The organism is Serratia sp. 14-2641 (assembly GCF_001692375.1).
GTDB lineage: Bacteria > Pseudomonadota > Gammaproteobacteria > Enterobacterales > Enterobacteriaceae > Chania > Chania fonticola_C.
This window is the reverse complement of sequence record NZ_LXKR01000001.1, coordinates 153076-177109: the sequence shown is the minus strand read 5'-3', so window position 1 is coordinate 177109 and position 24034 is coordinate 153076. Positions and strand designations below refer to the sequence as shown.

Below are 24034 nucleotides of genomic sequence, written 5' to 3'. Positions count from 1 at the left end.
GCGCAACGATTTATGCGATGCAGCTCTCATAAATCACCCGTTCGGGTTGGCCTAATCCGTCACTTTGATATCATTTTTCTAAATTTATGAAACGATGTTTTATTTAATTAAAGGATCGCCTGAACAGCGGCGGTTTATCGATAAGGTTAAGGGAGGCCATCGTGGCTAAAGGTTCAATCCACCAGTTCAATTTTCATCGTACAATCGATGCCGGTACCGGCGCACAACTCACCCGCCTGACACCGCCTGAAGTGCTGTGCCATCGCAACTACTTCTACCAGAAATGTTTCACCAACGACGGCAGTAAACTGTTGTTTGCTGGCGAATTTGACGGTAACCGCAACTACTACCTGCTGGATCTGCAATTGCAACAAGCGGTGCAGTTGACCGAAGGCCCGGGCGACAACACCTTCGGTGGTTTTTTATCCCCGGACGATCGTTTCCTGTATTACGTGAAGAATGAGCGTGAGTTGCGCCGGGTAGAACTGAGCAACGGCAATGAACAAACCGTGTATCGAGTGCCTGAAGAGTGGGTTGGCTACGGTACCTGGGTTGCCAACAGTGAATGCACCAGCCTGGTGGGCATCGAAATCGATCGCCAGGATTGGCAACCTCTGACCGACTGGAAAATTTTCCACAGCTTCTTCACCAAAAACCCGCATTGCCGCCTGCTGCGTGTCGATTTGGCCAGCGGTGAATCACGCGTGATCTATGAAGACCGCATCTGGCTGGGCCACCCAATCTATCGCCCATACCATAGCGACTGCGTCGCCTTCTGCCACGAAGGGCCGCACGATCTGGTAGATGCCCGCATGTGGCTGATTAACGAAGACGGCAGCAATATGCGCAAGGTAAAAACTCATGCCCCAGGCGAAAGCTGCACCCACGAATTCTGGGTCCCGGACGGTTCGGCCCTGATGTACGTCTCTTATTTGAAAGGCCAGCAAGAGCGCAACATCTGCCGATACGATCCACAAACCGGGAAGGACGAGATCGTGATGACCATGCCAGCCTGTTCGCACCTGATGAGCAACTACGACGGCAGCCTGTTAGTGGGTGACGGTTCGGCTACGCCGGTCGATATCAAGGATTCTCAAGGCTACACCATTGAGAACGACCCGTGGCTTTACGTGTTCGACGCCAAACAAAAACGTCAGGCACGCCTGGCCGCGCATAACAGCTCATGGCGCGTGCTGAATGGCGACCGTCAGGTAACGCATCCGCACCCATCATTTACCCCGGACAACCGGCAAGTGCTCTTCACCTCCGATTTTGAGGGTGAACCTGCGCTGTATCTAGCCCGCTTGCCGGAAGATCTCTTTGCTTGATGGCACTATTTGATTGAGGAACAACCATGTTTATCTACAAACAGGATTGTGCGTTAGAAGATTTAGGGAACGGCGTGACACGCCGCATTCTCGCCCATGGCGGCACCATGATGGCGGTGGAGGTCAACTTTAGCCAAGGTGCTGTCGGCCCGTTGCACAGCCACCCGCACGAGCAACTGACCTACGTACTTTCCGGCCGCTTCAGCTTCACCATCGATGGCGTCACCAAGGAAGTGGCTGCCGGAGATACCTTGTACAAAAAGCCTGACGTGGTGCATGGCTGCGTCTGCCTGGAGGCCGGAACCTTACTGGATACCTTCACTCCACAGCGTGAAGATTTCCTGAAGTAATCTCATGTGCTCCCGGCCAGCATGCCGGGAGCATTTGACCCCCAATAAACTGTAGCAATTCCCCCCCTCCTCTTGCATAAAATTGCCCTGTTCCACTTGCCCACACCAACAATATACCTGCCGCCAAACCGACCACAGACGAGAAATATCAATAATTCATATTCCAAACAATTAAACACTCACACATACACTCAGTGAATATATATGGGTCATTCTCAGTAATTGACCAATAAGTTAAGGATTGTTCTTATCTTTTGATTTTATTGAAATAATTGGTAACTTATCGATAAAATCAATTGTTTTTGTCATATCGATCTATTTTATTGATCATTAAAAACATCTCTGCTATCCTATGTAATATAAATTTTCAATATAAATCAATGGAATGAGTAAATATCATGGCTTACTGCGAGTATGTCGGCTATTGCCCACATTGTGATATTTCCATCGAGCTGACAGGGAACGTTCCTCCCTACGTTGAGGGGGCGGGCTGCTGCTGGATGTGCAGCAAGAAACTCATCCTGATTTTCAGAAAGTCGGCAAAAAACCGTGCACGCCATCGACAAGATTGCGGCTCATCCGCCAACGCGCGTACCAGATAGGATTATTACTGATTAGGATGATCAACTATGCCTGATATTCATATCTACACGGTGAGTAATGACCGCTATTTCTCCGCCGGCTTACACGCGCTGCTTAGGCACGGTGAAACCTTGCCCCACAATAAAATAGCGTTGCATGAATTACCCTTCGAGAAAGAGACATTTGAGGCTCACACGCTGCCGAAGCTGAAAAATAGCGCCTGTGATTTTCTGATTTTGGATTGCAGTTGCGGCTTTATTAATTATTACGGCGCCTGTTCCGCGCTCTATGCCGCCCTTGAGCAGGGCACGCTGGAGGCCAGGATCATCTTGATGTATGAAAACAGCCTGTGCCTGACCAACCCGGATATGTACAACCATTTTATCACCCTGGATAAAAATGCCTGCGTAGAGGATATCTTGCTAGCGATATCCCCTCGCCAAACGGTGCAGGATGAGTTTGATGCCGAGGAAGAGGAAGCCACGAGCCGGCAGTATCTGACCGGCCGAGAGCTGATCGTTATTAACGAAATCTACAGCGGTGTACAGCCTTATGAGATCGCCAAAAAGCTCAAGCTCAGGCTAAAAACTATCAACTGTTATAAAAACCGGGCGATGAAAAAGATTTGTAGCAAAAGGCCTCAGGATTTGCATCCCTAAATACCCGCACGCCCTTGTTGCTCCCCCCTATTCGGCAAGGGCTTGGCCGATACTATTTTTGTATCAGACTTCGGTGCTGTTCCAGCTCATAATCAATAAATGCGTTAATCATCGTACGGTAAACTTTTTCAATAATGTCTTCGGGGAGTCCAACCGCAGCGGCTTCTGCCCTGACCTTATCAATGACCCTCTGAACCCTGTCAGGGGCGCGAACAGCATCCTGATCTTTTTTGAATCCGGCGGCTGCTTTCACCAACCGGCCACGTTGGGCAATGAGTGAAACAAGTTGGGAGTCGATGCCATCTATGGCCTTTCTTACGTCTTCGATAGAAGAAAAATGCATTGACGTACTCTCAGGCTAGTTCAAAAGTACAAGCTATCATAGCTATCGATGACTGTCCTACCCTTTTAAGCTTCCTATAGGGTTATGGCTGCCTTTGCCACATTCGCCTATAGAGAGGTTGAGCAAGTCACATAGGTTACGCCGTCTAACGGGAAACTGAATAAACTACCGTTCCCCAGGTAAACATAATGCCGTTCGTTACCGGCAGCGGTAAGCTCCCTCACCCAATAGTTACCCGCAAACCAACCGTTAGAGTATCGACTCATGCTGCCCCATTCATTCCATAATCTGGCATTGGCATCCCGGTTGGCCCCGGTCTGGGCTATCGGGGTTCGGTCTGTCATCTCACTATAGCTCGGCACCGCGTAGCCACCCCCTTGGGAACTGCACCAAGCGGCAGCCTCACTGACCCCCATAAGGAAGTAGCTATTATTTCTGAACCAGCGGTTGACGGTGAATTGATAGGTTAACGTTGAGCCATTGCCTGTATGCTCGGCCGTAATGGTGACCCGATTATTAGCCGATGTAGGTTCTTGAATAAATCTCACATTACCGCTGCTATCCACGCTGGCCCAGCTCTGATCGCTACTCCAGCTATAGGAACTGTTCCCGGTAGGATCCTCGCCAACCACCAACTGAAATTCCGCACCGGTAAAGCCTGTTTTAGGGAAGCCATCATCAGCCGAGAATGAGGCGCCGTTGGCCAAGATATGTGTCATCTGCACGTCAGCAAAAAACGCAACGTTAACGGTAGCAGAAACACCATTGGCGGTGGTGGCCGTGACATCACTATTGACGGCAGTGTCACTGGTCAGGGCTATTTTAACCTCACCGTTGCTGTCCGTCACGCCACTGGTCGCCAGCAGCGTTACGCCGTTGGTCGCGGTGAAGTTAACCGTTTCACCCTCAATACTGTTGCCATGGCGGTCTTCGACATAGACCAGCACATTATTATCGTCGATGCCATTGGCCAGCGCATTGTCCTGGGTGACTTCCGCATGCACAACCTCCACCGGGCCAGCAACAAACAGCGTATTGACCGACTGAGCATCATCATCAATCCTGGCCGTTACCTGAGTGTTACCGGCGATCACATTCGTCACATAAGCCGTTGCCTCGCCCTCAATTCCCGTTTGCGCACTGGCCGAGATCGCGCCCATATTATCGGCATCGAAAAGTACCGTTGCACCCACGACAGGCGTGCCATCCAGATATTGAACGGTAGCATGTACGGTGTTCACCGACAGACCATCGGCAACCGCACCCAGGGGAGACTCGGCCCATACCAGGCTGGAAAGCATCCGCTGCCACTTGATATTGATAGGGCTAGGTAGCTGAACCGGCAGTCCTTCACTTGGAATGGTAATATCGGGGTTGGTTTGAGGGGTTACGATCACGTTCAACGCACTGCCCGCCAGGATGTTACTGAGTTCCAGAGTATAACTGGGGCTGGTTGCCCCATTAATGGCAGCACCGTCCAACGTCCACTGGTAGGTCGTTCCCTGCTCCGCATCGCCATCCACATCATTGAAGGAGGATGTCACGGTAATCACCTCCCCGGCCCGCGGCTTGACGTTGTCTACCGAGAGCGTGGTGGTCGGTGGCCGTCCGTGGACTGGCTGGGTAGATTGCTGGACAGCCTGCACCACCTGGCTCATCACGACGATCAGAACCAGTAATATCCTGAATACAAAAATCTTAAAGATATTATTGCGATGCAACATCCAGCGTATCCATCATACTGATTTGTTAAACCAACTGGCCCAGGCACGCCTGAAGCATGCCTGGGCTGACTCTTTATTATTGAGCCGCAGGGTTGCTGACTACTACCTGAACTCTCAGTCTCTGGTCTGTCCGTACAGGGGTGTAGGTGCTGCTGGTTGCCCCGCTTATGTTGCTGTAAGTATTTGTGCCCTGGCCAGTTTCAAGCTGCCACTGGTAGGTCACGCCATTACAGGTCCCCCCCGCACAGGTTGCTGTCGCAGTCAGAGTAGAGTCAACCTGTGGATAGCCACCAACGTCACCGGTCACCGTCACGCCGGTGACTGTCCCACCAGCAATAACTGTCAAGGTATTGGAGGGAACCACTAAACCCACAGCCGGATCGGTAATGGCCGGGTCGGTGTGCGGAGTCACTAACACGGTTATGGCTTTGCCCAAGTCTCCGGCAACAATGGTGTAGGTATTACTGGTCGCCCCTGCAATATCTGCACCATCTGCCTGCCATTGGTAGGTCTCCGGTATCGCCGTATCACCATCCGCATCGCTGAACGCCCCTGCGGTACCGATACTCAAGGTATCGCCGATGTCGATCAAGCCGTTGCCGCTGGCATTGTCAGAAACGATGGTGCTCTGCGTCACTACCGGGGCCCGCCCTCTTACGGTGGATGTCGGGCTGGAGGTCACCGCCGACCAGGCAGAACCGACTATCAGCATACTGAGCAACATTCCCGATAGCAGAGACACCAGCCCTCTGCGTGAGCCAATCTTGTTGTTCATTGTTTTCTTTCCTCTGCTGTACTCAAAATCAATGTTTGAATCACCTTCCAGGCCAGCCTGGAATAATGATAAAACCCCGGTCTTAATGCGATACCACTCGAATAGCCCGTTTCTGTAAGTTTGCTGTCACCGTCAATGTTTCTGAGGTTGCACCAGGAATTGCGACAAAAACCCCCGAACCTGCAGATGACTCCACTTCCCACTGATAATTCATTGGTATTCCGTTACACAAGGCAATTGAACACATTGCAACGGCCAGGAGGTTATCCCCAACGACAGGATGCCCAGTCAGCTCGGTGCCGTTGCTGTATATCAACAATTTGGCCGGTGTTTCTGGCACAAAAGAGATCTCTGTACTTGCCAGGTAGTCACCAATAGAGGCGGTAACGGTGGTGACTCCGGCATTAACATTGGCTAGCTTCACCGTCACCTGCCCCTCATTATCTGTTCTGGCCGCTGGGGACAGGACCGTCGCACCATTGTCTACCTCAAACTCCACTGCGGTAGCATCGATAGGATTGCCATGGCTATCGGTTACCCTTGCTTCCACCTTATTAACATCAACGCCATTAGCGTATGCATGATCGCTAATCACCATCAGCTCAATGGTCGCAGTACCGCGATCGGCGGTGAGCACCACGTCGTGCGACTTCATCTCCACGGCAGCACCATTGACTGTAGGAACTACGGTTACCGTGCCTGCGACTGTTCCACTCAGTTTGGCACTGTACACGCCGTTATTTTCCGTTACCGCGCTCAGAGTAACCTCGGGAATACCCGTAACCTCAAAGGCCACCGTTAACCCGTTAATCGGCTGGTGATTGATATCCTGGGCAGTAAAGTCCAACGTACTGGTCTGTAAACCATCAGCAATAATTTCTGCCGGTTCTACGCTAAAAAGGGAGTTTTCCGGGCTCAGTACCTGACTACTTGCGATTAAATTAACTTTAGCTGAAGCCAGAGAGATATCATTAATGGTTGGAGCAATAATAGCCTCTCCCTGGGAGAACCCTGCCGTTAACTGATAGGTGTAGACCCCGGTGCGGTCTCGGTAACGGCACTCAACAGCGGGTTACTGATAGGCTGAGCGGCCCCCGTATTCGGTGTAAAATGCAAATCCGCAGTCAGTTGGTCCCCCACTCCCTGAACCGGCAAATTGTTAAGGTCTTTTAAATTCAAGGTAATCATGCTTTTGGCAACGCCATCAGCAGGTATTTCGGCCGGGGAAGCCTGAATGCTGGAATTGACTATGCTGACATTTTGTTGGGTGACAACGATCTGCGTGGTACTGCGGTTTGAAGCATTACCCTGATTATCATAAGCCACGGCAGCTAACGTATAATTATTATTGCCTGCCATAAATGGGGGTAATTTTATCGAAATGCTTTGTGAGGACGTTTGTACTACCATCCCCCCGGCTGCCACTAACGATGCGCTATCCCAATCGATGCGTTCAAGCCCATATTTCGCCGTCACCTGCGCATCCACTTTGATCGTTTCAAAGGCACTTCCGGTCATTTGATCCGGCAATGCCAATTGGATTAACGTCTGTTTCTGGTACTCCAGCACTATCTGGTTATTACGCTCCACCAGATCATAACGGCTACCGGCCAGCGTACGGCTTGCTGCCACCGCAGAGGGATCAATTTGCGCCTGCCAGGATTCCCCCAGACGGTAGTTCAGTTGCATACTGATGCTGCTATCGTTACGACTACCTTTACCGGCACGGTGCTCTGCTCCGATAGTGATCAGGGGGATCGGCGTATAGGTGATCCCCGCGGTGATCGCATAGGGATTTTTCTGCCGGTCATCCTTGCCAAACAATGCCACTTCGTCACCCCGGTACTGCTCAAACATCACCTTTCCGCCCAACTGAGGATAAGCGGGCAAATAAGCCTCTGCCCGCAGATCATAGCCGTTGGCAGGGCGCTCATTGTAATCGGCAAAATCCCGGGATTGATGCCAATCGGTGAGAGCCAGATAGCTGTTAGCTGACAGCTTCAGGTAATCCGTCCAGGCTTCAACCCCAAAACCGACGCGGTTGTTCTTACCCGTCATGTCACGATCATAAAAGGCGTTAACCCCATACATCCAATTGTCTTGCACAGTTCGAACGCCTGCCCCGAGATTGACGGTGTTGCGGCTGTCTTTATTTCTCATCCCTAACTGGCTAAATAAAAGCGATTTCTTGTCATCATAAAGCGGGACCAGAAGATCTACCGAGCTCCCTTCCAGGCTAAAGTCATCATTAAGATTAAGTTGAACGCGTGCCGTACCATACGAACTCAGCCAATGCTGTGCCGAATCATTGATTTCACCCACCACCATCGAACGCGCCATACCAGCCGCTGCCAACGGGGTGTTATCATCGGCTAACAGCGTGGTCCCCTTTAACAGGCCATGTGCCAGCCTCTCATTATGTTGAGGAGGGGGCACCTCTGGGGAAGCTTCTGTTTGCTGGTTTTTTAAGCGTAATGATGCTGCAGTAGGGATATCAATTTCATCGCCGCTCCCCAGTTGATTAAACGGTTTTGAGAATGAGCGAAACTGATTAACCTTTTTTAATTCATTCAGCGTAATATGCTGTTTTTTGGCAACACTATAGACTGTTTCACCTACTGACAAGGTATATGGCTCAGTTTCATACGGCGTAACAGGCTTGGTTAGAGGAGCTGGGGCAAGCATTTTTGCTATTACTGGGGCAAAGGAAAGGCTCAACGGCAATAACAGTTGCAAGATAATATTAATCCACACAACAAGAGGTTTGAATGCCACGGAGGAAAACTCCAACGGGATATCTGTTAGAGTAGTTGGGCTTTTATTCTTTCACAAATGGGAGGAGGCATTGAACAACACTATGCTGACTTCAAGCGGAGGCACGCTCCCGTCATCAGCGGTTGTTGAACCAGTCTAGCGTGGCTAACTCTGCTGGTTAGTGCCTTCATACGCCCTCTCCATCTGCGATACTCCGCATGACCAAAGCCTGGATCGAACATCACGCTATCGTATAAGCTGTAACGGTACCCTCTACATCCGCAATAGGGCCGGATTGATAAATCCCATGCGGATGCTCGCATAGCCTCAAACGAACCAACCGATCTATGCTCATCTTATCTTGATGTTTTATAAGGAGTATTATCATATGATTGATCTGTATTACGCACCGACTCCCAATGGGCACAAAATTACCCTGCTTTTGGAGGAGGTTGGTTTACCTTATCGTATCCATCGCGTAAATATCAGTGCTGGCGATCAATTCGCACCAGCGTTTCTGGCCATTTCTCCCAACAACAAAATCCCGGCCATAGTTGATCAACAACCCGTTGACGGTGGGGCACCCATCAGCCTGTTTGAATCGGGTGAGATCCTGCTCTATCTGGCAGAGAAAACCGGCAAGCTGCTCAGCAAAGGGGTTCGCGAGCGGGCAGCAACGCTACAGTGGTTATTTTGGCAGGTCGCCGGATTTGGGCCGATGCTCGGGCAAAATCATCACTTCAACCACTATGCACCGCAGCCTGTCCCCTACGCGATAGAACGCTACCAGCAGGAAACCAAACGCCTGTATGGCGTACTGGAAACCGAGTTGCAACGGCACCCTTACCTGGGCGGCGACAACTACAGCATTGCCGATATTGCGACTTATCCCTGGGTAGTGTCTCATCCGCGCCAGCGCATCGATCTGGCGGATTATCCGGCGGTACGCAACTGGTTTGAACGCATCCGCAACCGCCCGGCAACGGAACGCGCCTACAAAGTGGCAGATCAAGCCTAACGCTGCCCTCCCCCTCTCTTGCATCGTGTCGACATCGGAGAGGGGAAACCGGTGTGATCTCCCCCGCGTTGCTCTCTTTAAGCGTCTGGCTACATTATCTTTTCTTCACTTTCCGTGTATTCTGAGTACAAACAATCAGACCTCCGGAGAATCTCTGATGCCATGCCAGCAACCCGATGCCATTATCCGTATTAAAAACCTGCGGTTACGCACCTTCATCGGTATCAAGGAAGAAGAAATCAACAACCGTCAGGACGTTCTGATCAACGTGGCGATCCACTACCCGGCAGACAAGGCGCGTAACAGCGAAGACATTAGCGACGCCCTCAACTATCGCACCATCACCAAGGCGATCATCCGCCATATAGAAGACAACCGCTTCGCGCTGTTGGAAAAATTAACTCAGGATGTGCTCGACATAGTGAAACAACATCCATGGGTAACCTATGCTGAAGTAGAGATAGATAAATTGCTGGCCCTACGTTATGCCGACTCGGTTTCCATGACCATGAGTTACCGACGGGAAACCGCTTAGCACTCACCCCTACCAGGGAGGCCGACCATGAAGATCCTGATTACCGGCGCAACCGGGTTGATCGGCAGTAGCCTGACCAGGCAACTGCTGCACCTTTCGCATGAGCTCACCCTGTTGACGCGCAACGTCGCCAAGGCACGGGATAAGTTCGGCGATCGGCTCAGCTACTGGGCTTCGCTTGATGAGCAACGTTCTCTGGACGGCTTTGATGCCGTGATCAACCTGGCGGGTGAGCCAATTGCGGACAAACGCTGGAGCAAGGCGCAGAAAGAACTGCTGTGCCGCAGCCGTTGGGATTTGACCGAACGACTAGCCACGCTGATCGCCGCCAGCAATACGCCACCTTCGGTACTGATTTCCGGCTCAGCGGTCGGTTATTACGGCGATCAGGGCCAGGCGGTGGTAACGGAAGAAGAACCCCCGCACGATGAATTTACTCACCAACTGTGCCAACGCTGGGAGGCTCTGGCCCTACGGGCGCAAAGTAGCTACACGCGCGTTTGCCTGCTGCGTACCGGCGTTGTCTTGTCGCCCAAAGGGGGAGCGCTGGCGAAAATGCTACCGCCATTCCGTATGGGCTTAGGCGGGCCGATCGGCAATGGCCGCCAGTATCTGCCCTGGATCCATATCGACGATATGGTCAATGCCATCATTTACCTGTTGGACAATCCTCCGCTGCGTGGGCCCTTCAATATGGTGGCACCTTATCCGGTGCATAATGAACAGTTCACCGCCACCCTGGCCAAGGTGCTGGATCGTCCAGCATTTTTGCGTGCGCCAGCCTTTGCCATGCGGTTACTGATGGGGGAAGCGGCGGTGTTGGTATTAGGTGGGCAACGGGCGGTGCCGAGGCGGTTGGAAGAGGCGGGATTTGTTTTCCGTTTCTTTGAGCTGGAACAGGCGCTGGATGATGTGATCAATCAGCAGGCTTGACCGAGCGTTCTTTCAGGTAGCGCAGTAAACGGGTCACAGCCGTCAAACTCTTGACGATATGTGACTTGAAAGACCACATATCGCGAGACTGATGTCGAACCTCAACCGGCTCACTACGCAGGGGCGCTGCATGTCAGTAATAGTTGACCGTAAACACCACTTTGCCATTTGCTCTGCCCGGCGTAGGGTTCACAGCGGTTTGAATATAACGGACGGCCAGAGGAATACGGATTGACGGACTACCGTCTTTCGGTAGCGTCATCGATTGTTCTGTCGCGAGGTTAAACAGCGTCGGCGTTTGGCTGCTATCTCCCCAACCTAATTGTATCCCTACGCCCGTGGCTGCCCCGGCGATCGCTGAATCGATAGCCATTATGCCATTGACGGCATCCAGCACGTCGGTGATCGGCGTCAGACGTACGCCAATACTGTTATTGGTTGAAGCTGTAACGGTACTGGAACCCGTATTGAAATTTATCATCTTCGCAGGGTTGCTCTGATTATAAAAACCGTAGAATGTCGGGCAATTGGTCAGGGCAATTGAAGCATCAACCCAAGGGGTTGTGGAATTTATCGAAGTAAAATAGTCATGTATTTCGTAAGACCCCACGGTAACAGCAACATCAGGAGTAGTGCAGGTTTGTGTCAAGACGGTCAAGTTTCCTTGAAACGTGACGTGATTGAGGCGAAGAGGTAATCCTGAAATAGGGCTGGAAAAGCGTGAATTCAATATATCATCACTGGCGGTGGGAAAACTCGTTGCTTCAATCGTGTAATTTCCTGGTATCAGCGGGCCAGTCTTGATCAGTGAAACATAGCGTGTTGCACTGCTTAATGTGGCGAAACTCCCGCCGTCACCGATCTCGATTTCCTCATCACGATATCCCGGGGTGCCCACTACTGCTGCAGAGCGATTGTTGTAGCGCGATATGGCAACACCAATCCCAGGGATATTGGTATTATACACTGCTCCGGCAAATGGCCCAGAATTTAACCCACTGAGTCCAAGAGGAGCATGAACAATACTGACCGCCCAGTTATAGTAAGCTGGGGGCTGATCGATCAAACACAACATATATGCGGGGGTATTCGTCCAGGCCCCCTGATAAATAATGGTGCCGACAGGAATATCTGCGCCGACTGAAATTACCCCAGGGTTCAGTGGCACGGTCAATGATACGGTGCTTGTGCCTTGATCAAATTCACACGATTGCACAGCCCATCCACTGTGGCTCAATGTTGTTAACAATCCCCCACCGAACAAAATAGAAATCTTTTTTATCGATAACCCCATGATATTATTTTCCCTTTTCCACTAGGTCCTACCGGCCAGAAAAGTCATTGGTGAGGTCGAGCCCATTTCTGCTTTTTAGCCGTAGGCATCAGCATCGTCCACAATGCAAGCAATCACTCACCGGTTGCCCTGCACTTGCGTAACCTAGACATTAGTTATGTCTATTCTTGCCTATTGATGGATTCTGATAAGAATTAACTTTCCATTCCATTCAACCTACGCCAACAATTAAAATCATCGATTTCATAACCGGATTAACATTCAATTTACCTTGTAATTTCAAAAAGAAACCATTATTTAATAAATTATTATATTAGGCATGGAATATTATCATTACGAGCAAGTTAGCATATCTGGTATCTGATAAGATAACCTTACTGCCTCCTTGAATACTGGATGGATAATTCTTACCAAAAGAATAAATAACAACTATCCGGCTGTCGATATCATTATATAAGTAACCACTTCAATGGCAACTCATTTAAAATGACAATACCTAAAGCTTTAAAACACAAAAACCAGAATTTAAATCCAAATTTATCAAACATTGCGACATTATAATCCAGATTTAATTGAAAATCTCTTTTTTTAAATCGTATTTACTCCGTCTAATTTGTTAGCGTGATATATTTTAAATTTAATATTTACCGACAATAAATCCAAGGAAATAAAAATAACCATTAATTTCAACACATTGAACACATGACCCTATTTGAGATTTTTCTGTGCGCGGAAGGTAAAGAAATGTCATTAACAAATCACTTGCTATTTAATGTTAGCCGATAGTTAATCGATTATATATTATTTTTAACAGACATATTTCTAAGAGAAATCTTTATATTTATCTTTAATGAGATAAATAAAATTTATTTTATAACTATTTCTCGATAAATAAAACTTGGCTATATCCACGCATCAATTCCTGACAGCCCCAGATAAATAGCACGCTAAGTATATGATTTAAAAAAGGAATACTGTTCGCATCAGACAGGAGAGATAACTATCCCCTCTCTCGGTAGAGGGGATAGAAGAGAAATCCCTACTTAAGCGCCCCAGAAAGGAACTGCTGCAAACGCGCGCTCTTAGGGTTACCAAACAACTCCGCAGGCGGCCCCTGCTCTTCAATCAGCCCCTGATGCAGGAAAATAACGTGGCTGGAGACATGGCGCGCAAACTCCATTTCGTGCGTCACTACCACCATGGTTTTCCCCTCTTCTGCCAATTTCTGCATAATGCGCAGCACTTCGCCCACCAGTTCAGGATCGAGCGCCGAAGTCGGTTCGTCGAACAGCAGCACTTCCGGCTCCATTGCCAACGCCCGGGCAATAGAAACGCGTTGCTGTTGCCCGCCGGAGAGGTGCACCGGGTATTTGATTTGCGCCCGAGCATCAATGCCGACCTTATCCAGATAGCGCACCGCCCGTTCGCGCGCCTCGGCTTTGCTCAGCCCCAATACCTGGATTGGCGCCTCCATCACGTTCTCCAACACCGTCATGTGGCTCCACAGGTTGAAATGCTGGAACACCATGGTCAGGCGGGTACGCAGGAGCTGCAGCTGTTTCTTGTCAAAGACTCTAAGTTGGCCATCCTTGTCGCGCACCATGCGAATATTTTCATTATTCAGGCTGATGGTGCCTTCGCTGGGCTTTTCCAGGAAGTTGATGCAACGCAGAAAGGTACTTTTACCGGAGCCGGAAGAACCGATAATGCTAATCACATCGCCCGCATTGGCCGCCAGGGAGACCCCTTTCAGTACTTCATGGTCACCATAACGCTTGTGCAGTTCGGTGACGGCTAATTTTTGTTCAGGCATGGTGGATCCCCGTCATTCATCGATGAGTTACGTGTGCCATCCAGCGTTTTTCTGCCCTGCGGAACAGGCTGATCAACGTATAGGAGATAATCAGATACAGCACGGCCGCAATGCCAAAGGCATAAAACGGCTGGTAGGTCGCCGCGTTGATATCGCGGGCCACCTTCAACAGGTCCGGTACCGTGGCGGTAAAGGCCAGTGCGGTCGAATGCAGCATCAGAATAACTTCATTGCTGTACGCCGGTAGTGCCGAGCGCAGCGCCGAAGGCAAAATAATGCAGCGATACAGTTTAAAGCTGGAAAACCCATAGGCCCTGGCCGCTTCAATTTCCCCATGCGGCACCGAACGAATGGCCCCAGCGAAAATCTCGGTGGTATAGGCACAGGTATTCAGCGTTAGTGCCAAAATGGTGCAGTTTAATCCGCTGCGGAAAAACGCATTGAGCAGTTCGGTACCCCGCACGATTTCCAGGCTGTACATACCGGAATAAAACACCAACAGTTGTACGTACAGCGGCGTACCGCGGAAAACATAGGTGTACAGCCACACCGGGTAGCGAACCCAACGGGTGGAAGAAACCCGAGCTACCGCCATCGGGATAGCCAGCAGCCCGCCCATGACCACCGAGGAGATCAGCAGCCACAGGGTCACCGCCACACCGGTATAGCGATAGCCATCGGTCCACAGCAGTTGCTGCCAATACTGATGCAGGATATCGATCATAGTTCGGCCCTTTTGACGCCCAGTGAATAACGCCGCTCAAGCCACAGCAACACGCCGTTGGAAATCGTGGTGAACAACAGATACACCAAGCCTGCGACAATGGCATAGAAGAAAGGCTGATAGGTGCCCTTTCCTGCCAGCTGCGTGGCCTTTACCAGATCGTTGAGTCCAAGAATGGAGACCAAGGCCGTCGCCTTGAGGATCACCTGCCAGTTATTGCCGATGCCGGGTAACGCAAAGCGCATCATGGCCGGAAACAGAATGCGACGGAAAATCTGCGCGTTGGAAAAACCGAAGGCGGTAGCCGCCTCGATCTGACCACGAGGCACCGCCAGGTAGGCTCCCCGGAAGGTTTCGGTAAAATAGGCTCCGTAGATAAAGCCCAGGGTAATAATGCCCGCCCCCAGCGGATCGATATCAATCTGTGAGAAGCCAAAAAACTCCGTCACGCTGTTGAGGGCAATTTGCAGACCGTAGAAGATCAACAGCATCAACACCAGGTCCGGCACACCACGGATCAAGGTGGTGTAGGCACCAAAGATCGTGGAAATAACAGGGTTTTGCGAAAGTTTACCGCCAGCGCCGATCAAACCAATCACCACCGCCAGCAATACGGAGCTGAGGGCCAGCTCCAGCGTCACCAGAGCCCCCTCAAATATCAGTTGGGAGTAACCTTGTAGCATTTACGTCACCCTGTCGTCATTGAGCACGTCATGACACTCCAGCCAGAACAGGCCCGGAAAACCGGGCCTGTTGTCATAGAGAGTACCCGACAGGAATTAGCCGCCGTAAACGTCAAAGTCGAAGTATTTTTTCGCGAACTTATCGTAGGTGCCGTCTTTGCGCATTTCGGCAAAGGCTTTGTCCAGTGCCGCTTTCAGCTCGGTTTCATCCTTGCGCAGGCCCATACCGGTGCCGACACCAAAGAATTTATCGTCCTTCACCGACTCACCGGCAAACTCGTACTCTTTGCCTGGAGGCTGCTTCAGGAACCCTTCGCTCGCGGCAACTTCATCCTGAAATGCTGCGTCAATACGCCCGGAAGCCAGATCCGCATACACCAGATCCTGATTCTGGTAAGGCACCACGGTCACGCCTTTTGGCTGCCAGTTGGCGTTAGCAAAAGCTTCCTGGGTGGTACCCTGCAATACGCCGATGCTTTTGCCCTTCAGCGCATCGACGGTTGGCAGGATCTTGGAGCCTTTTGGTGCGATCAGGCGTGAGTTGGCCGCAAACAGCTTGTCGGTAAAGGCAATTTCCTGCTGGCGTTTTTCGGTAATGGACAGAGAAGAGATGATAGCGTCGATTTTCTTCGCTTTCAGGGAGGGGATCAGCGCATCAAAATCGCTTTCCACAAAAATACACTTGGTATTGATGCGTTTGCACAGCTCGGTGGCCAGATCGATATCGAAGCCAACCAGTTGACCCTGCGCATTTTTCGACTCAAACGGCGCATAGGTGGGATCGGTACCGATTTTCAGCGTGGAAGGTAATGCGGCGAATGCACTGCTAACCGCGCTCAAAGCCAAAACTAAAGGGAGAACTTTAACAAGCTTTTTCATAATTACCCTCAAATGGATATTTTTGCCGATGCCACTACGGGCATTACTTTCATCACACACAGGATCTGCAGTAATCATGCCACTTTGTCATTAGCGAGCGTGGGGAACGGCCACGCTCTGTTCAAAGCTCTTCCCAGAGGCAACGAACGACAAAATGAACGGCAAACTCGGGCTTCGCCATGGTTAACCTACAAGTTACTGAAACAGAGTGCATGGGGAAGCAGGATCATTATGATGCATCAATCGCACTAAATCAGTGCGATGTTGCACAAATGTATAAATTTGAGGGTGAATTAGTTAATTAACGCCTTGCCAACGCGTGAAGAGATCTTGCGGCAGTTCGATGTCAAACTGGTCGATAACCCGATTAACGGTCTGATCGATAATATCATCAACGGTTTGCGGACGATGGTAGAAGGCCGGTACCGGCGGCATAATCACCGCCCCCATCTCCGCTGCCTGGGTCATCAGCCGCAGATGGCCCAGGTGCAACGGCGTTTCACGCACGCAGAGCACCAATGGTCGACGCTCTTTGAGCACCACATCGGCGGCGCGAGTCAGCAGCCCATCGCTGTAACTGTTGACGATGCCAGATAACGTTTTGATTGAGCATGGCAAAATCACCATCCCCATGGTTTTGAACGATCCGGAGGAAATGCTGGCGGCAATATCACGCGCATCGTGCACCACATCGGCCAAGGCCTGAACGTCACGCAGGCTCAGAGAGGTCTCCAACGCCAGCGTCTGGCGTGCCGCGTTGCTCATTACCAGGTGGGTTTCCACCTCTTCTACACCACGCAGCACCTGCAATAAGCGCACGCCGTAGATAGCGCCGCTGGCGCCGGAAATACCGATAATGAGTCTTTTCATCAAGCTGGCCTTTGTCGGGAAATATGCCGTAAGGATAGCCGAATAGGGGCAGGTTTGGCAGCAAACCTTCGTAGATTCAAGGTGGGAATAAAACAATGCACCGTAACCAACGCTACGGTGCACCATTTTGGTGAGCTACGCGGGCGCGTTAGCCCTCGTTATGCATTTCCAGATTTTCTGCTTCCGTCTGGCCGCGCAACGCTTTGGCATCGTCATTACGCAGCGTTTCCAGATATTCCAGATAGCTCTGGTCAACGTCTTTGGTCACGTAGATGCCGTTAAACACCGAGCATTCGAACTGGGCAATGTCCGGGTTCTCTTCGCGTACAGCGGCGATCAGGTCATCCAGATCCTGGAAAATCAGGCCGTCGGCACCAATAATCTGGCGGATTTCGTCCACTTCACGGCCATGGGCAATCAGCTCCGTCGCGCTCGGCATATCAATACCGTACACGTTAGGGAAGCGGATCTCCGGGGCGGCGGAGGCCAGATAAACCCGTTTGGCCCCGGCGTCACGCGCCATCTCCACGATCTGCTCTGAAGTGGTACCACGCACGATGGAGTCATCAACCAGCAGCACGTTCTTATCGCGGAATTCGGCACGATTGGCGTTCAGCTTGCGGCGTACCGACTTACGGCGAGCCTGCTGGCCCGGCATGATGAAGGTGCGGCCAACATAGCGATTCTTGACGAAGCCCTGGCGATACGGCTTATCCAGAATACGGGCAATCTCCAGCGCGATATCGCAAGAGGTTTCCGGGATCGGGATCACCACGTCGATATCCAGATCTTCCCATTCGCGCGCAATCTTCTCACCCAATTTCTGCCCCATACGCACACGGGCGCTGTAGACGGAGATCTTGTCCATAAAGGAGTCAGGACGGGCAAAATAGACATACTCGAACAGGCAAGGGTTGGTTTTTGGGTTCTCAGCGCACTGGCGAGTGAACAGCTGGCCTTTTTCGGTGATATACACCGCTTCGCCCGGCGCTACGTCGCGCAGGAAGTCGAAGCCCAAGGTATCCAGCGCCACGCTCTCAGAAGCCACCATGTACTCACAGCGGCCATCTTCCAGCTCACGTTTGCCGATCACCAGTGGGCGAATGCCGTTGGGATCGCGGAACGCCACCAGACCGTGGCCAATGATCATGGCCACGCAGGCATAAGCGCCACGCAGTTGCTGATGCATCGCGGCAACGGCGGTAAAAATGTTGTCGGACTCCAGTGGATAATGCGGGAAACGGTCAAGCTCGGTGGCCAGCACGTTCAGCAGGATCTCGGAATCGGAAGTGGTGTTGACATGACGACGGCCACGTTCAAACAGCTGTTGTCGCAGTTCGTGGGCGTTGGTCAGGTTGCCGTTGTGTGCCAGCGTAATGCCGAACGGCGAGTTGACATAGAAAGGTTGAGCTTCTGAAGCGCTGGAGCTGCCAGCCGTTGGGTAACGTACATGGCCAATGCCCATGTTGCCCTGCAGGCGCAGCATATGGCGGGCTTCAAATACATCTTTCACCAGACCATTTGCCTTGCGCAGGCGGAACCCATTATGGGCATCAATAGTGACGATGCCAGCGGCATCCTGTCCACGATGCTGGAGCACCATCAATGCATCATAAATCGACTGGTTTACCGGCATAAAACCGGCGATACCGACAATACCGCACATGTTGTCTTTTCCTCTAAGCCGCTACCGCCCCGGTAATTGGGTTGGTAAGAAACTCGACGTGCTTTGCAGATAGTCAAAGAACCATCTGATGATGTAACTGAACTGGGGGATCAACTGTGACTGTTTCCAGTCCGCACTTTGCGACAGGGTGGTAAAGGTATCCAGGAAGAACAGTATCGCTGCCACGATCAACACGCCGCGCAGTGCGCCGAAACACACGCCCAGCACCCGATCGGTGCCCGATAATCCGGTTTTCTCTACCAGTGACCCAATCACATAGTTAACGATAGCGCCCACAATCAGCGTTGCAATAAACAAAATGGCAATCGCAATGCCGTTACGTACCAGCTCATCTTCAAAACGGGTGAAGTAGGCTGCAAGGTATGGGTAGAAATGGCTGGCAACAAAGAACGCACATCCCCATGTCACAAGTGACAATGCTTCGCGAACAAAACCTCGGATCAGGCTCACCAGAGCCGAAAATCCAATCAACGCTATAATGACGTAATCAATCCAGACCATGAACTATTCCAATGATGAATCGCCCCTGCATCCAATCGCGGCGAATTCTAACAGAAAAAGAAAACGTTTGCGTAGCGGATTTCCCACCACGCAACAAATAAAAAACGGCGATGTTACCCTATCGATTTCAAGCTGCAGCCAGGCGACAAGCTATCTCATCCTCAGGAGCTTACGCTTGGTAAGTGACTGGGGTGAGATAGCGCAGGTAACAACGCTGCAGCTTGAAAGACAACGGGTATTAAAATTGCTAATCGCCGCGCCTACTTAGGTCATGAGGCCTGTGAAAGGCACATTTTTAGTGGTGATTTGGCAATCCTCCTCCTTGAGCACAGTGGCCCCTCACCCTCCCCCTCTCCCACAGGGAGAGGGGATCGTCCGAGTCGCGGTTAGCTGCTGTGACACTACTCAGTTCCCTCTTGATATTTAACAAGGGTATAGGAAAAACTACTGGCTTATACCCTATGGATTTCGAGTTGCAGCTAGGCGACAAGCTACCTCATCCCCAGGAGCTTACTTTAGTAAGTGACTGGGGTGAGATAGCGCAGGTAACAACGCTGCAGCTTGAAAGACGACGGGTATATCAACGCGCGCTATACGCCTTCACCTGCCCGCTTAACCCACTGATCCCATTCAGCTCCGCCAGCGAAGCCTGCAGTTTCTGCTTCGAGGCATCTGGGCCAACGTAGATGCGGGTAATTTCCCCCTGCACCGGCGTGGAGGGCACGGTATAAGCCCGGTGCCCAGACAGGCGCAGCGAAGCGACGATCTCATTGACCTTGGCAGCATTCTTCAACGCCCCCAACTGCACCACATATGCCTGACCAGCCGGTGCCTTTTCTTCAACCGCAGGTTTGGTTTCAGGCTTCGGCTCTGGTTTCACTTCCGGTTTTGGCTCTACCTTTGGCGGTGTTGGCACCGGCTTAGGTTTCACTTCCACTGGCTTCACCTCTACCGGTTTAGGTTCCACAGGCTTAGGTTTCGTTGGCTGAACCGGTTTGGTTTCGATAGGTGGCGGAGCAACAACCGCAGACTGCTGTGGTTGAGTCGTTTGATTAGCCGCCTGCTGGGCGGAAGCCTCGGCGGCGGCCTGCTGCTGCTCAACCAAAGCACCAGCCCCCTCCGGTGGAACCGAAGGTAGCGCCTGATTGGCCGGTGGGATCACGTCGATTTCATGAGCATCCCCCGGTTTGGGCACCAACGGGATCGCCGCAAACTCATCCTCATAATGCTTTTTTTTGCCGTCAAGTAACCCCGGCAGGACAATCACCCCCAGGGCAACCAAAATCACGGTTCCAACCAGTCGATTCTGAAATTTACTTGCCACTCACACTCCCCGCCTCTCGTCTAACGCCGCCATCACGTGGGCAACAGTGTGGAAAGACCCACAGACGATCACAATATCCTGAATATCCGCGTCCTGCATAGCCTGACGCCAGGCAGTTTCGACATCGGCAAACTTGCGTGGTTCCGTTAAATACTGTGCCAGCAGCTCAACGCTGGCTCCGCGTGGGCCTTCCAGCGGCGCACAATACCACTCGTCCACCTGCTCGCTCAGGCAGGCCAGCGTACCGGCAATATCCTTGTCCGACAGCATCCCCACCACCGCGCGTACTACACCGCCATTGCGGGGAAGCTTCGCCAGTCGCCCAGCCAGATAGGCCGCAGCATGAGGGTTGTGGGCAACGTCCAGGATCAACTGCGGGTTCTGCTGCACGGTCTGAAAACGCCCTGGCAAAGCGGCCTGCTGTAGACCGGCAAAAATCGCCTTCTCGTCGATTTCCAGCGCCGAATAGTGCAGCGCAGCCAATGCCGTCGCCGCGTTCGCCAAGGGGACGTTAGGCATAGGGAGGTCGGTCAGGCGTGTGCCGCCCCCTTCCCATTGCCAGCGTTCGCCCTGTTCGCTGAACGACCAGGCTTCATCACGGCGGTACAGTTGAGCGTTGAGATCTTCCGCTACCTGCTGGATGCTATGTGGCATATCCGGCTCACCGACCACGGCGGGCTTGCCGCCACGGAATATCCCCGCCTTCTCGCGGCCGATGCTTTCACGATCGTGGCCTAGCCAGTCGGTGTGATCCAACGCAATGCTGGTCACCACGGCGACGCTTGGCTCAACGATATTGGTCGCGTCCAGACGCCCACCCAGGCCTACTTCCAGGATCACTACGTCGAGCCTGGCCTGTTTAAACAGCTGTAGCGCCGAAAGGGTGCCAAATTCGAAATAGGTCAGCGAGGTTTCCCCCCTGCCAGCTTCAATCGCGGCAAAAGAGCGGCTGTGTTCAGCCTCACTCAGCTCTTCACCCTGTATGCGCACCCGTTCAGTATAACGCACCAGATGCGGTGAACTGTAAACCCCGACCCGCAGCCCGGCAGCCAGCAAAATGGCCTCTAACGTGCGGCAGGTGGTGCCTTTGCCGTTAGTACCGGCAACGGTAAATACAGTAGGAGCAGGAGTGAGAAGGTCAAGGTGCGCCGCAACGTGTTGCACACGCTCCAGGCCGAGTTCGATCGCCTGGCTATGCAGACGTTCCAGATAGTAAAGCCACGAGCTCAATGGCGACGTGGCTTGGGGAATTTGGTGGTTTTGCATGAGTCCCATCACTGACTTTGGGTTCATAAATCCGTAAGACGCATCGCCCTGACGACGTCAAAAGCGATGCTCTTCGTTTCCCGCCGCAACTTAGCCACAAAATGGCGGCGGAACCCGGCGCAGGCTTGTACCTATACCGGGTCTTTGTCTGCTCTTCAGGCGTCGGCCTGATTTTCCTGAGCGATGACCGGCGCCGCCTCATCGAAATGCGGCTGCGGCTGGTTAGTCAGCTTGGAAAGAATGCTGGCCAGGGTCTGACGCATCACCGGACGGCGCACGATCATGTCGATGGCGCCCTTTTCAATCAGGAACTCGCTGCGCTGGAAGCCCGGCGGCAGTTTTTCACGTACGGTTTGTTCGATAACCCGTGGGCCGGCAAAGCCGATCAGCGCTTTTGGCTCGGCAATGTTGATATCGCCCAGCATCGCCAGGCTGGCGGATACGCCACCCATGGTTGGATCGGTCAGTACCGAAATATACGGCAGGCCACGCTCTTGCAGCTTGGCCAACGCGGCGCTGGTTTTCGCCATCTGCATCAGCGACATCAGCGCTTCCTGCATACGCGCACCGCCACTGGCAGAGAAGCACACCAGCGGGCAGTTATCTTCCAACGCCTGCTCAACCGCACGCACAAAGCGCGCACCGACCACGGAAGACATCGAACCACCGATAAAGGCGAATTCGAAGGAGGCCGCGACGATCGGCATGCCATACAGCGTGCCCTTCATCACCACCAGCGCGTCTTTCTCGCCGGTTGCTTTCTGTGCGGCAACCAGACGATCTTTGTACTTTTTGGAATCCTTGAACTTCAGAACGTCTTTCGGCTCCAGTTCGCTGCCCAGTTCCACTTCACTGCCTTCATCCAGCAAGGTATGCAGACGCATACGGGCTGACATGCGCATGTGGTGGTCGCACTTGGGGCAGACCTCAAGGTTACGCTCCAGTTCGGCACGGTAAAGAACCTGACCACAGCTATCGCATTTGGTCCAGACCCCTTCAGGAATGCTCACCTTACGGGTTTGCGTAACATTGCTTTTGTTGAGAATTCGTTCAATCCAGCTCATCGATGACCTTTCTGTTTGAACCTGGCAGACCCTAGTCCGCTGTTCATGCCTTAACAATCCTCCCGCAACACACCCAATGCAAAAATGCCGAGCTCAGCGCAACAGCTGCGCTACCAAGGCATTGGCTTCAGGGTCGTTCGCGGGAACAGACCATAAATGTCGCTCATTAAACCATATCGGCCCGATTGTGTGGACAAAAAACTGGTCGAACCGACGGGTTAAGCGGTGTTTTTACTGTTTTTGTTGGCGGGCAGCCGCACGTTTATGGCGCCAGATTTCAATAATGCCCGGCAGAATTGAAACCAGGATGATGCCAACAATCAACAACTTCAAGTTTTCCTGCACGATCGGCAAGTCGCCAAACAGGTAGCCAGCATAAGTGAACAGCAGCACCCAAAGTAGCGCACCAATCACGTTATAGGCAGCAAAGTGGCGATAGGACATATGCCCCATACCGGCCACGAACGGCGCAAAGGTGCGCACGATCGGCACAAATCGCGCCAGAATAATGGTTTTTCCGCCGTGTTTCTCGTAGAACTGGTGGGTTTTATCCAGATAGCTACGACGGAAAATTTTCGAGTTCGGGTTGCTGAACAGCTTTTCGCCGAACAGCCGACCAATAGTGTAGTTGACGGCATCGCCAATCACCGCCGCAATCACCATCAACGCCACCATGGTATGCACGTTGAGATCGTTGGAAGGCAACGCGGCCAGCGCACCGGCGACAAACAGCAGAGAATCCCCCGGCAGGAACGGCGTAACCACCAGCCCGGTTTCACAAAACAGGATCAGGAACAGAATACCGTAAACCCACATACCGTATTGCGCGACCAGTTCTGCCAGGTGCACATCAATATGCAAAATAAAATCAATCAGAAACTTGATGATGTCCATAAACACTCTCAATTGACCGGGTGTCTCTCTCACC

General features: G+C 52.0%; 23 protein-coding genes. 6 read left to right on the top strand and 17 right to left on the bottom strand.

All coding sequences use genetic code 11. The annotated features are described in order from the left end of the window. The first annotated feature begins 161 nt into the window (after positions 1 to 161). The 3 genes from A6U95_RS00830 to A6U95_RS00820 all read left to right on the top strand — a co-directional run bounded on the left by A6U95_RS00830 (position 162) and on the right by A6U95_RS00820 (position 2919). Positions 162 to 1328: an oligogalacturonate lyase family protein gene (locus A6U95_RS00830; protein WP_065683083.1), complete on the top strand. Its 1167-nt coding sequence runs from the start codon at positions 162 to 164 to the stop codon at positions 1326 to 1328. Between the two features lie 26 nt (positions 1329 to 1354). After that, positions 1355 to 1678, top strand: a complete 324-nt coding sequence (locus tag A6U95_RS00825) for a cupin domain-containing protein (protein ID WP_021806015.1) — start codon at positions 1355 to 1357, stop codon at positions 1676 to 1678. A gap of 629 nt (positions 1679 to 2307) precedes the next feature. After that, complete coding sequence (locus tag A6U95_RS00820) at positions 2308 to 2919, top strand: LuxR C-terminal-related transcriptional regulator (protein WP_065683082.1); 612 nt, start codon at positions 2308 to 2310, stop codon at positions 2917 to 2919. Between the two features lie 52 nt (positions 2920 to 2971). Here A6U95_RS00820 and A6U95_RS00815 read toward each other — a convergent pair whose 3' ends face one another. The 5 genes from A6U95_RS00815 to A6U95_RS30960 form a co-directional block, all read right to left on the bottom strand. Beyond that, positions 2972 to 3262 carry a chorismate mutase gene (locus A6U95_RS00815; RefSeq protein WP_065683081.1) on the bottom strand — a complete coding sequence of 97 codons (291 nt, stop codon included), beginning with the start codon at positions 3260 to 3262 and terminating at the stop codon, positions 2972 to 2974. A 107-nt stretch (positions 3263 to 3369) separates the two neighbouring features. Further along, positions 3370 to 4986 (bottom strand): Ig-like domain-containing protein, encoded by a 1617-nt coding sequence (locus A6U95_RS00810; RefSeq protein ID WP_065683080.1) that lies wholly within the window; start codon positions 4984 to 4986, stop codon positions 3370 to 3372. A gap of 76 nt (positions 4987 to 5062) precedes the next feature. Then, positions 5063 to 5761, bottom strand: coding sequence for a ZirU family protein (locus tag A6U95_RS00805; protein WP_226906485.1), 699 nt, complete (start codon positions 5759 to 5761; stop codon positions 5063 to 5065). Positions 5762 to 5843: 82 nt separating this feature from the next. Continuing rightward, a complete protein-coding gene (locus A6U95_RS30965; protein ID WP_241810608.1) occupies positions 5844 to 6635 on the bottom strand; it encodes a ZirU family protein in 792 nt (263 codons plus the stop codon). Positions 6636 to 6778: 143 nt separating this feature from the next. Beyond that, positions 6779 to 8197 (bottom strand): inverse autotransporter beta domain-containing protein, encoded by a 1419-nt coding sequence (locus tag A6U95_RS30960; RefSeq protein WP_241810602.1) that lies wholly within the window; start codon positions 8195 to 8197, stop codon positions 6779 to 6781. Positions 8198 to 8903: 706 nt separating this feature from the next. Between A6U95_RS30960 and yfcG the strand changes: the two genes are divergently transcribed. The 3 genes from yfcG to A6U95_RS00785 all read left to right on the top strand — a co-directional run bounded on the left by yfcG (position 8904) and on the right by A6U95_RS00785 (position 11001). Next, positions 8904 to 9533, top strand: coding sequence for a GSH-dependent disulfide bond oxidoreductase (yfcG, locus tag A6U95_RS00795; RefSeq protein WP_065683079.1), 630 nt, complete (start codon positions 8904 to 8906; stop codon positions 9531 to 9533). A 157-nt stretch (positions 9534 to 9690) separates the two neighbouring features. After that, positions 9691 to 10068, top strand: a complete 378-nt coding sequence (gene folX, locus A6U95_RS00790) for a dihydroneopterin triphosphate 2'-epimerase (RefSeq protein WP_021178565.1) — start codon at positions 9691 to 9693, stop codon at positions 10066 to 10068. Positions 10069 to 10095: 27 nt separating this feature from the next. Further along, positions 10096 to 11001 carry a TIGR01777 family oxidoreductase gene (locus tag A6U95_RS00785; RefSeq protein ID WP_024485206.1) on the top strand — a complete coding sequence of 302 codons (906 nt, stop codon included), beginning with the start codon at positions 10096 to 10098 and terminating at the stop codon, positions 10999 to 11001. Between the two features lie 133 nt (positions 11002 to 11134). Here the strand turns inward: A6U95_RS00785 and A6U95_RS00780 are convergent, their stop codons facing one another. The 12 genes from A6U95_RS00780 to A6U95_RS00725 form a co-directional block, all read right to left on the bottom strand. Continuing rightward, entirely contained in the window at positions 11135 to 12295 is a 1161-nt protein-coding gene (locus A6U95_RS00780) for a fimbrial protein (protein WP_241810601.1), read from the bottom strand. A 1039-nt stretch (positions 12296 to 13334) separates the two neighbouring features. After that, complete coding sequence (gene hisP / locus A6U95_RS00775) at positions 13335 to 14108, bottom strand: histidine ABC transporter ATP-binding protein HisP (RefSeq protein WP_065683078.1); 774 nt, start codon at positions 14106 to 14108, stop codon at positions 13335 to 13337. A 16-nt stretch (positions 14109 to 14124) separates the two neighbouring features. Beyond that, the gene (locus tag A6U95_RS00770) at positions 14125 to 14832 is read right to left on the bottom strand and encodes an ABC transporter permease (protein ID WP_024485209.1); all 708 of its coding nucleotides are present in this window, start codon (positions 14830 to 14832) and stop codon (positions 14125 to 14127) included. Next, the gene (locus tag A6U95_RS00765) at positions 14829 to 15515 is read right to left on the bottom strand and encodes a histidine ABC transporter permease HisQ (RefSeq protein ID WP_024530663.1); all 687 of its coding nucleotides are present in this window, start codon (positions 15513 to 15515) and stop codon (positions 14829 to 14831) included. The genes A6U95_RS00770 and A6U95_RS00765 overlap by 4 nt, the downstream gene beginning before the upstream one ends. A gap of 96 nt (positions 15516 to 15611) precedes the next feature. Beyond that, positions 15612 to 16394 carry a histidine ABC transporter substrate-binding protein HisJ gene (gene hisJ / locus A6U95_RS00760; protein WP_024485210.1) on the bottom strand — a complete coding sequence of 261 codons (783 nt, stop codon included), beginning with the start codon at positions 16392 to 16394 and terminating at the stop codon, positions 15612 to 15614. A gap of 297 nt (positions 16395 to 16691) precedes the next feature. Continuing rightward, the gene (locus A6U95_RS00755) at positions 16692 to 17264 is read right to left on the bottom strand and encodes a UbiX family flavin prenyltransferase (protein WP_024530661.1); all 573 of its coding nucleotides are present in this window, start codon (positions 17262 to 17264) and stop codon (positions 16692 to 16694) included. 148 nt (positions 17265 to 17412) lie between these two features. Beyond that, positions 17413 to 18930, bottom strand: coding sequence for an amidophosphoribosyltransferase (gene purF / locus A6U95_RS00750; protein WP_021178572.1), 1518 nt, complete (start codon positions 18928 to 18930; stop codon positions 17413 to 17415). A 21-nt stretch (positions 18931 to 18951) separates the two neighbouring features. After that, positions 18952 to 19452 (bottom strand): colicin V production protein, encoded by a 501-nt coding sequence (gene cvpA / locus A6U95_RS00745; RefSeq protein ID WP_024485212.1) that lies wholly within the window; start codon positions 19450 to 19452, stop codon positions 18952 to 18954. A 580-nt stretch (positions 19453 to 20032) separates the two neighbouring features. Further along, a complete protein-coding gene (gene dedD / locus A6U95_RS00740; protein ID WP_065683077.1) occupies positions 20033 to 20776 on the bottom strand; it encodes a cell division protein DedD in 744 nt (247 codons plus the stop codon). Further along, on the bottom strand, positions 20777 to 22042 hold the full coding sequence (gene folC, locus A6U95_RS00735; RefSeq protein WP_065683076.1) for a bifunctional tetrahydrofolate synthase/dihydrofolate synthase: 1266 nt from the start codon (positions 22040 to 22042) through the stop codon (positions 20777 to 20779). Between the two features lie 155 nt (positions 22043 to 22197). Further along, positions 22198 to 23106, bottom strand: a complete 909-nt coding sequence (accD, locus tag A6U95_RS00730; protein ID WP_021178576.1) for an acetyl-CoA carboxylase, carboxyltransferase subunit beta — start codon at positions 23104 to 23106, stop codon at positions 22198 to 22200. 231 nt (positions 23107 to 23337) lie between these two features. Next, positions 23338 to 24000 (bottom strand): DedA family protein, encoded by a 663-nt coding sequence (locus tag A6U95_RS00725; protein WP_024485601.1) that lies wholly within the window; start codon positions 23998 to 24000, stop codon positions 23338 to 23340. Between the last annotated feature and the right edge of the window lie 34 nt (positions 24001 to 24034).

Excerpts from the sequence above, each read along its gene's own strand:
- A6U95_RS00825 (WP_021806015.1), top strand. The coding sequence starts at position 1,355 with ATGTTTATCTACAAACAGGATTGTGCGTTAGAAGATTTAGGGAACGGC.
- A6U95_RS00820 (WP_065683082.1), top strand. The coding sequence starts at position 2,308 with ATGCCTGATATTCATATCTACACGGTGAGTAATGACCGCTATTTCTCC.
- A6U95_RS00815 (WP_065683081.1), bottom strand. The coding sequence starts at position 3,262 with ATGCATTTTTCTTCTATCGAAGACGTAAGAAAGGCCATAGATGGCATC.
- A6U95_RS00810 (WP_065683080.1), bottom strand. The coding sequence starts at position 4,986 with ATGTTGCATCGCAATAATATCTTTAAGATTTTTGTATTCAGGATATTA.
- A6U95_RS00805 (WP_226906485.1), bottom strand. The coding sequence starts at position 5,761 with ATGAACAACAAGATTGGCTCACGCAGAGGGCTGGTGTCTCTGCTATCG.
- yfcG (WP_065683079.1), top strand. The coding sequence starts at position 8,904 with ATGATTGATCTGTATTACGCACCGACTCCCAATGGGCACAAAATTACC.
- folX (WP_021178565.1), top strand. The coding sequence starts at position 9,691 with ATGCCATGCCAGCAACCCGATGCCATTATCCGTATTAAAAACCTGCGG.
- A6U95_RS00785 (WP_024485206.1), top strand. The coding sequence starts at position 10,096 with ATGAAGATCCTGATTACCGGCGCAACCGGGTTGATCGGCAGTAGCCTG.
- A6U95_RS00780 (WP_241810601.1), bottom strand. The coding sequence starts at position 12,295 with ATGGGGTTATCGATAAAAAAGATTTCTATTTTGTTCGGTGGGGGATTG.
- hisP (WP_065683078.1), bottom strand. The coding sequence starts at position 14,108 with ATGCCTGAACAAAAATTAGCCGTCACCGAACTGCACAAGCGTTATGGT.
- A6U95_RS00770 (WP_024485209.1), bottom strand. The coding sequence starts at position 14,832 with ATGATCGATATCCTGCATCAGTATTGGCAGCAACTGCTGTGGACCGAT.
- A6U95_RS00765 (WP_024530663.1), bottom strand. The coding sequence starts at position 15,515 with ATGCTACAAGGTTACTCCCAACTGATATTTGAGGGGGCTCTGGTGACG.
- hisJ (WP_024485210.1), bottom strand. The coding sequence starts at position 16,394 with ATGAAAAAGCTTGTTAAAGTTCTCCCTTTAGTTTTGGCTTTGAGCGCG.
- A6U95_RS00755 (WP_024530661.1), bottom strand. The coding sequence starts at position 17,264 with ATGAAAAGACTCATTATCGGTATTTCCGGCGCCAGCGGCGCTATCTAC.
- purF (WP_021178572.1), bottom strand. The coding sequence starts at position 18,930 with ATGTGCGGTATTGTCGGTATCGCCGGTTTTATGCCGGTAAACCAGTCG.
- cvpA (WP_024485212.1), bottom strand. The coding sequence starts at position 19,452 with ATGGTCTGGATTGATTACGTCATTATAGCGTTGATTGGATTTTCGGCT.
- folC (WP_065683076.1), bottom strand. The coding sequence starts at position 22,042 with ATGCAAAACCACCAAATTCCCCAAGCCACGTCGCCATTGAGCTCGTGG.
- accD (WP_021178576.1), bottom strand. The coding sequence starts at position 23,106 with ATGAGCTGGATTGAACGAATTCTCAACAAAAGCAATGTTACGCAAACC.
- A6U95_RS00725 (WP_024485601.1), bottom strand. The coding sequence starts at position 24,000 with ATGGACATCATCAAGTTTCTGATTGATTTTATTTTGCATATTGATGTG.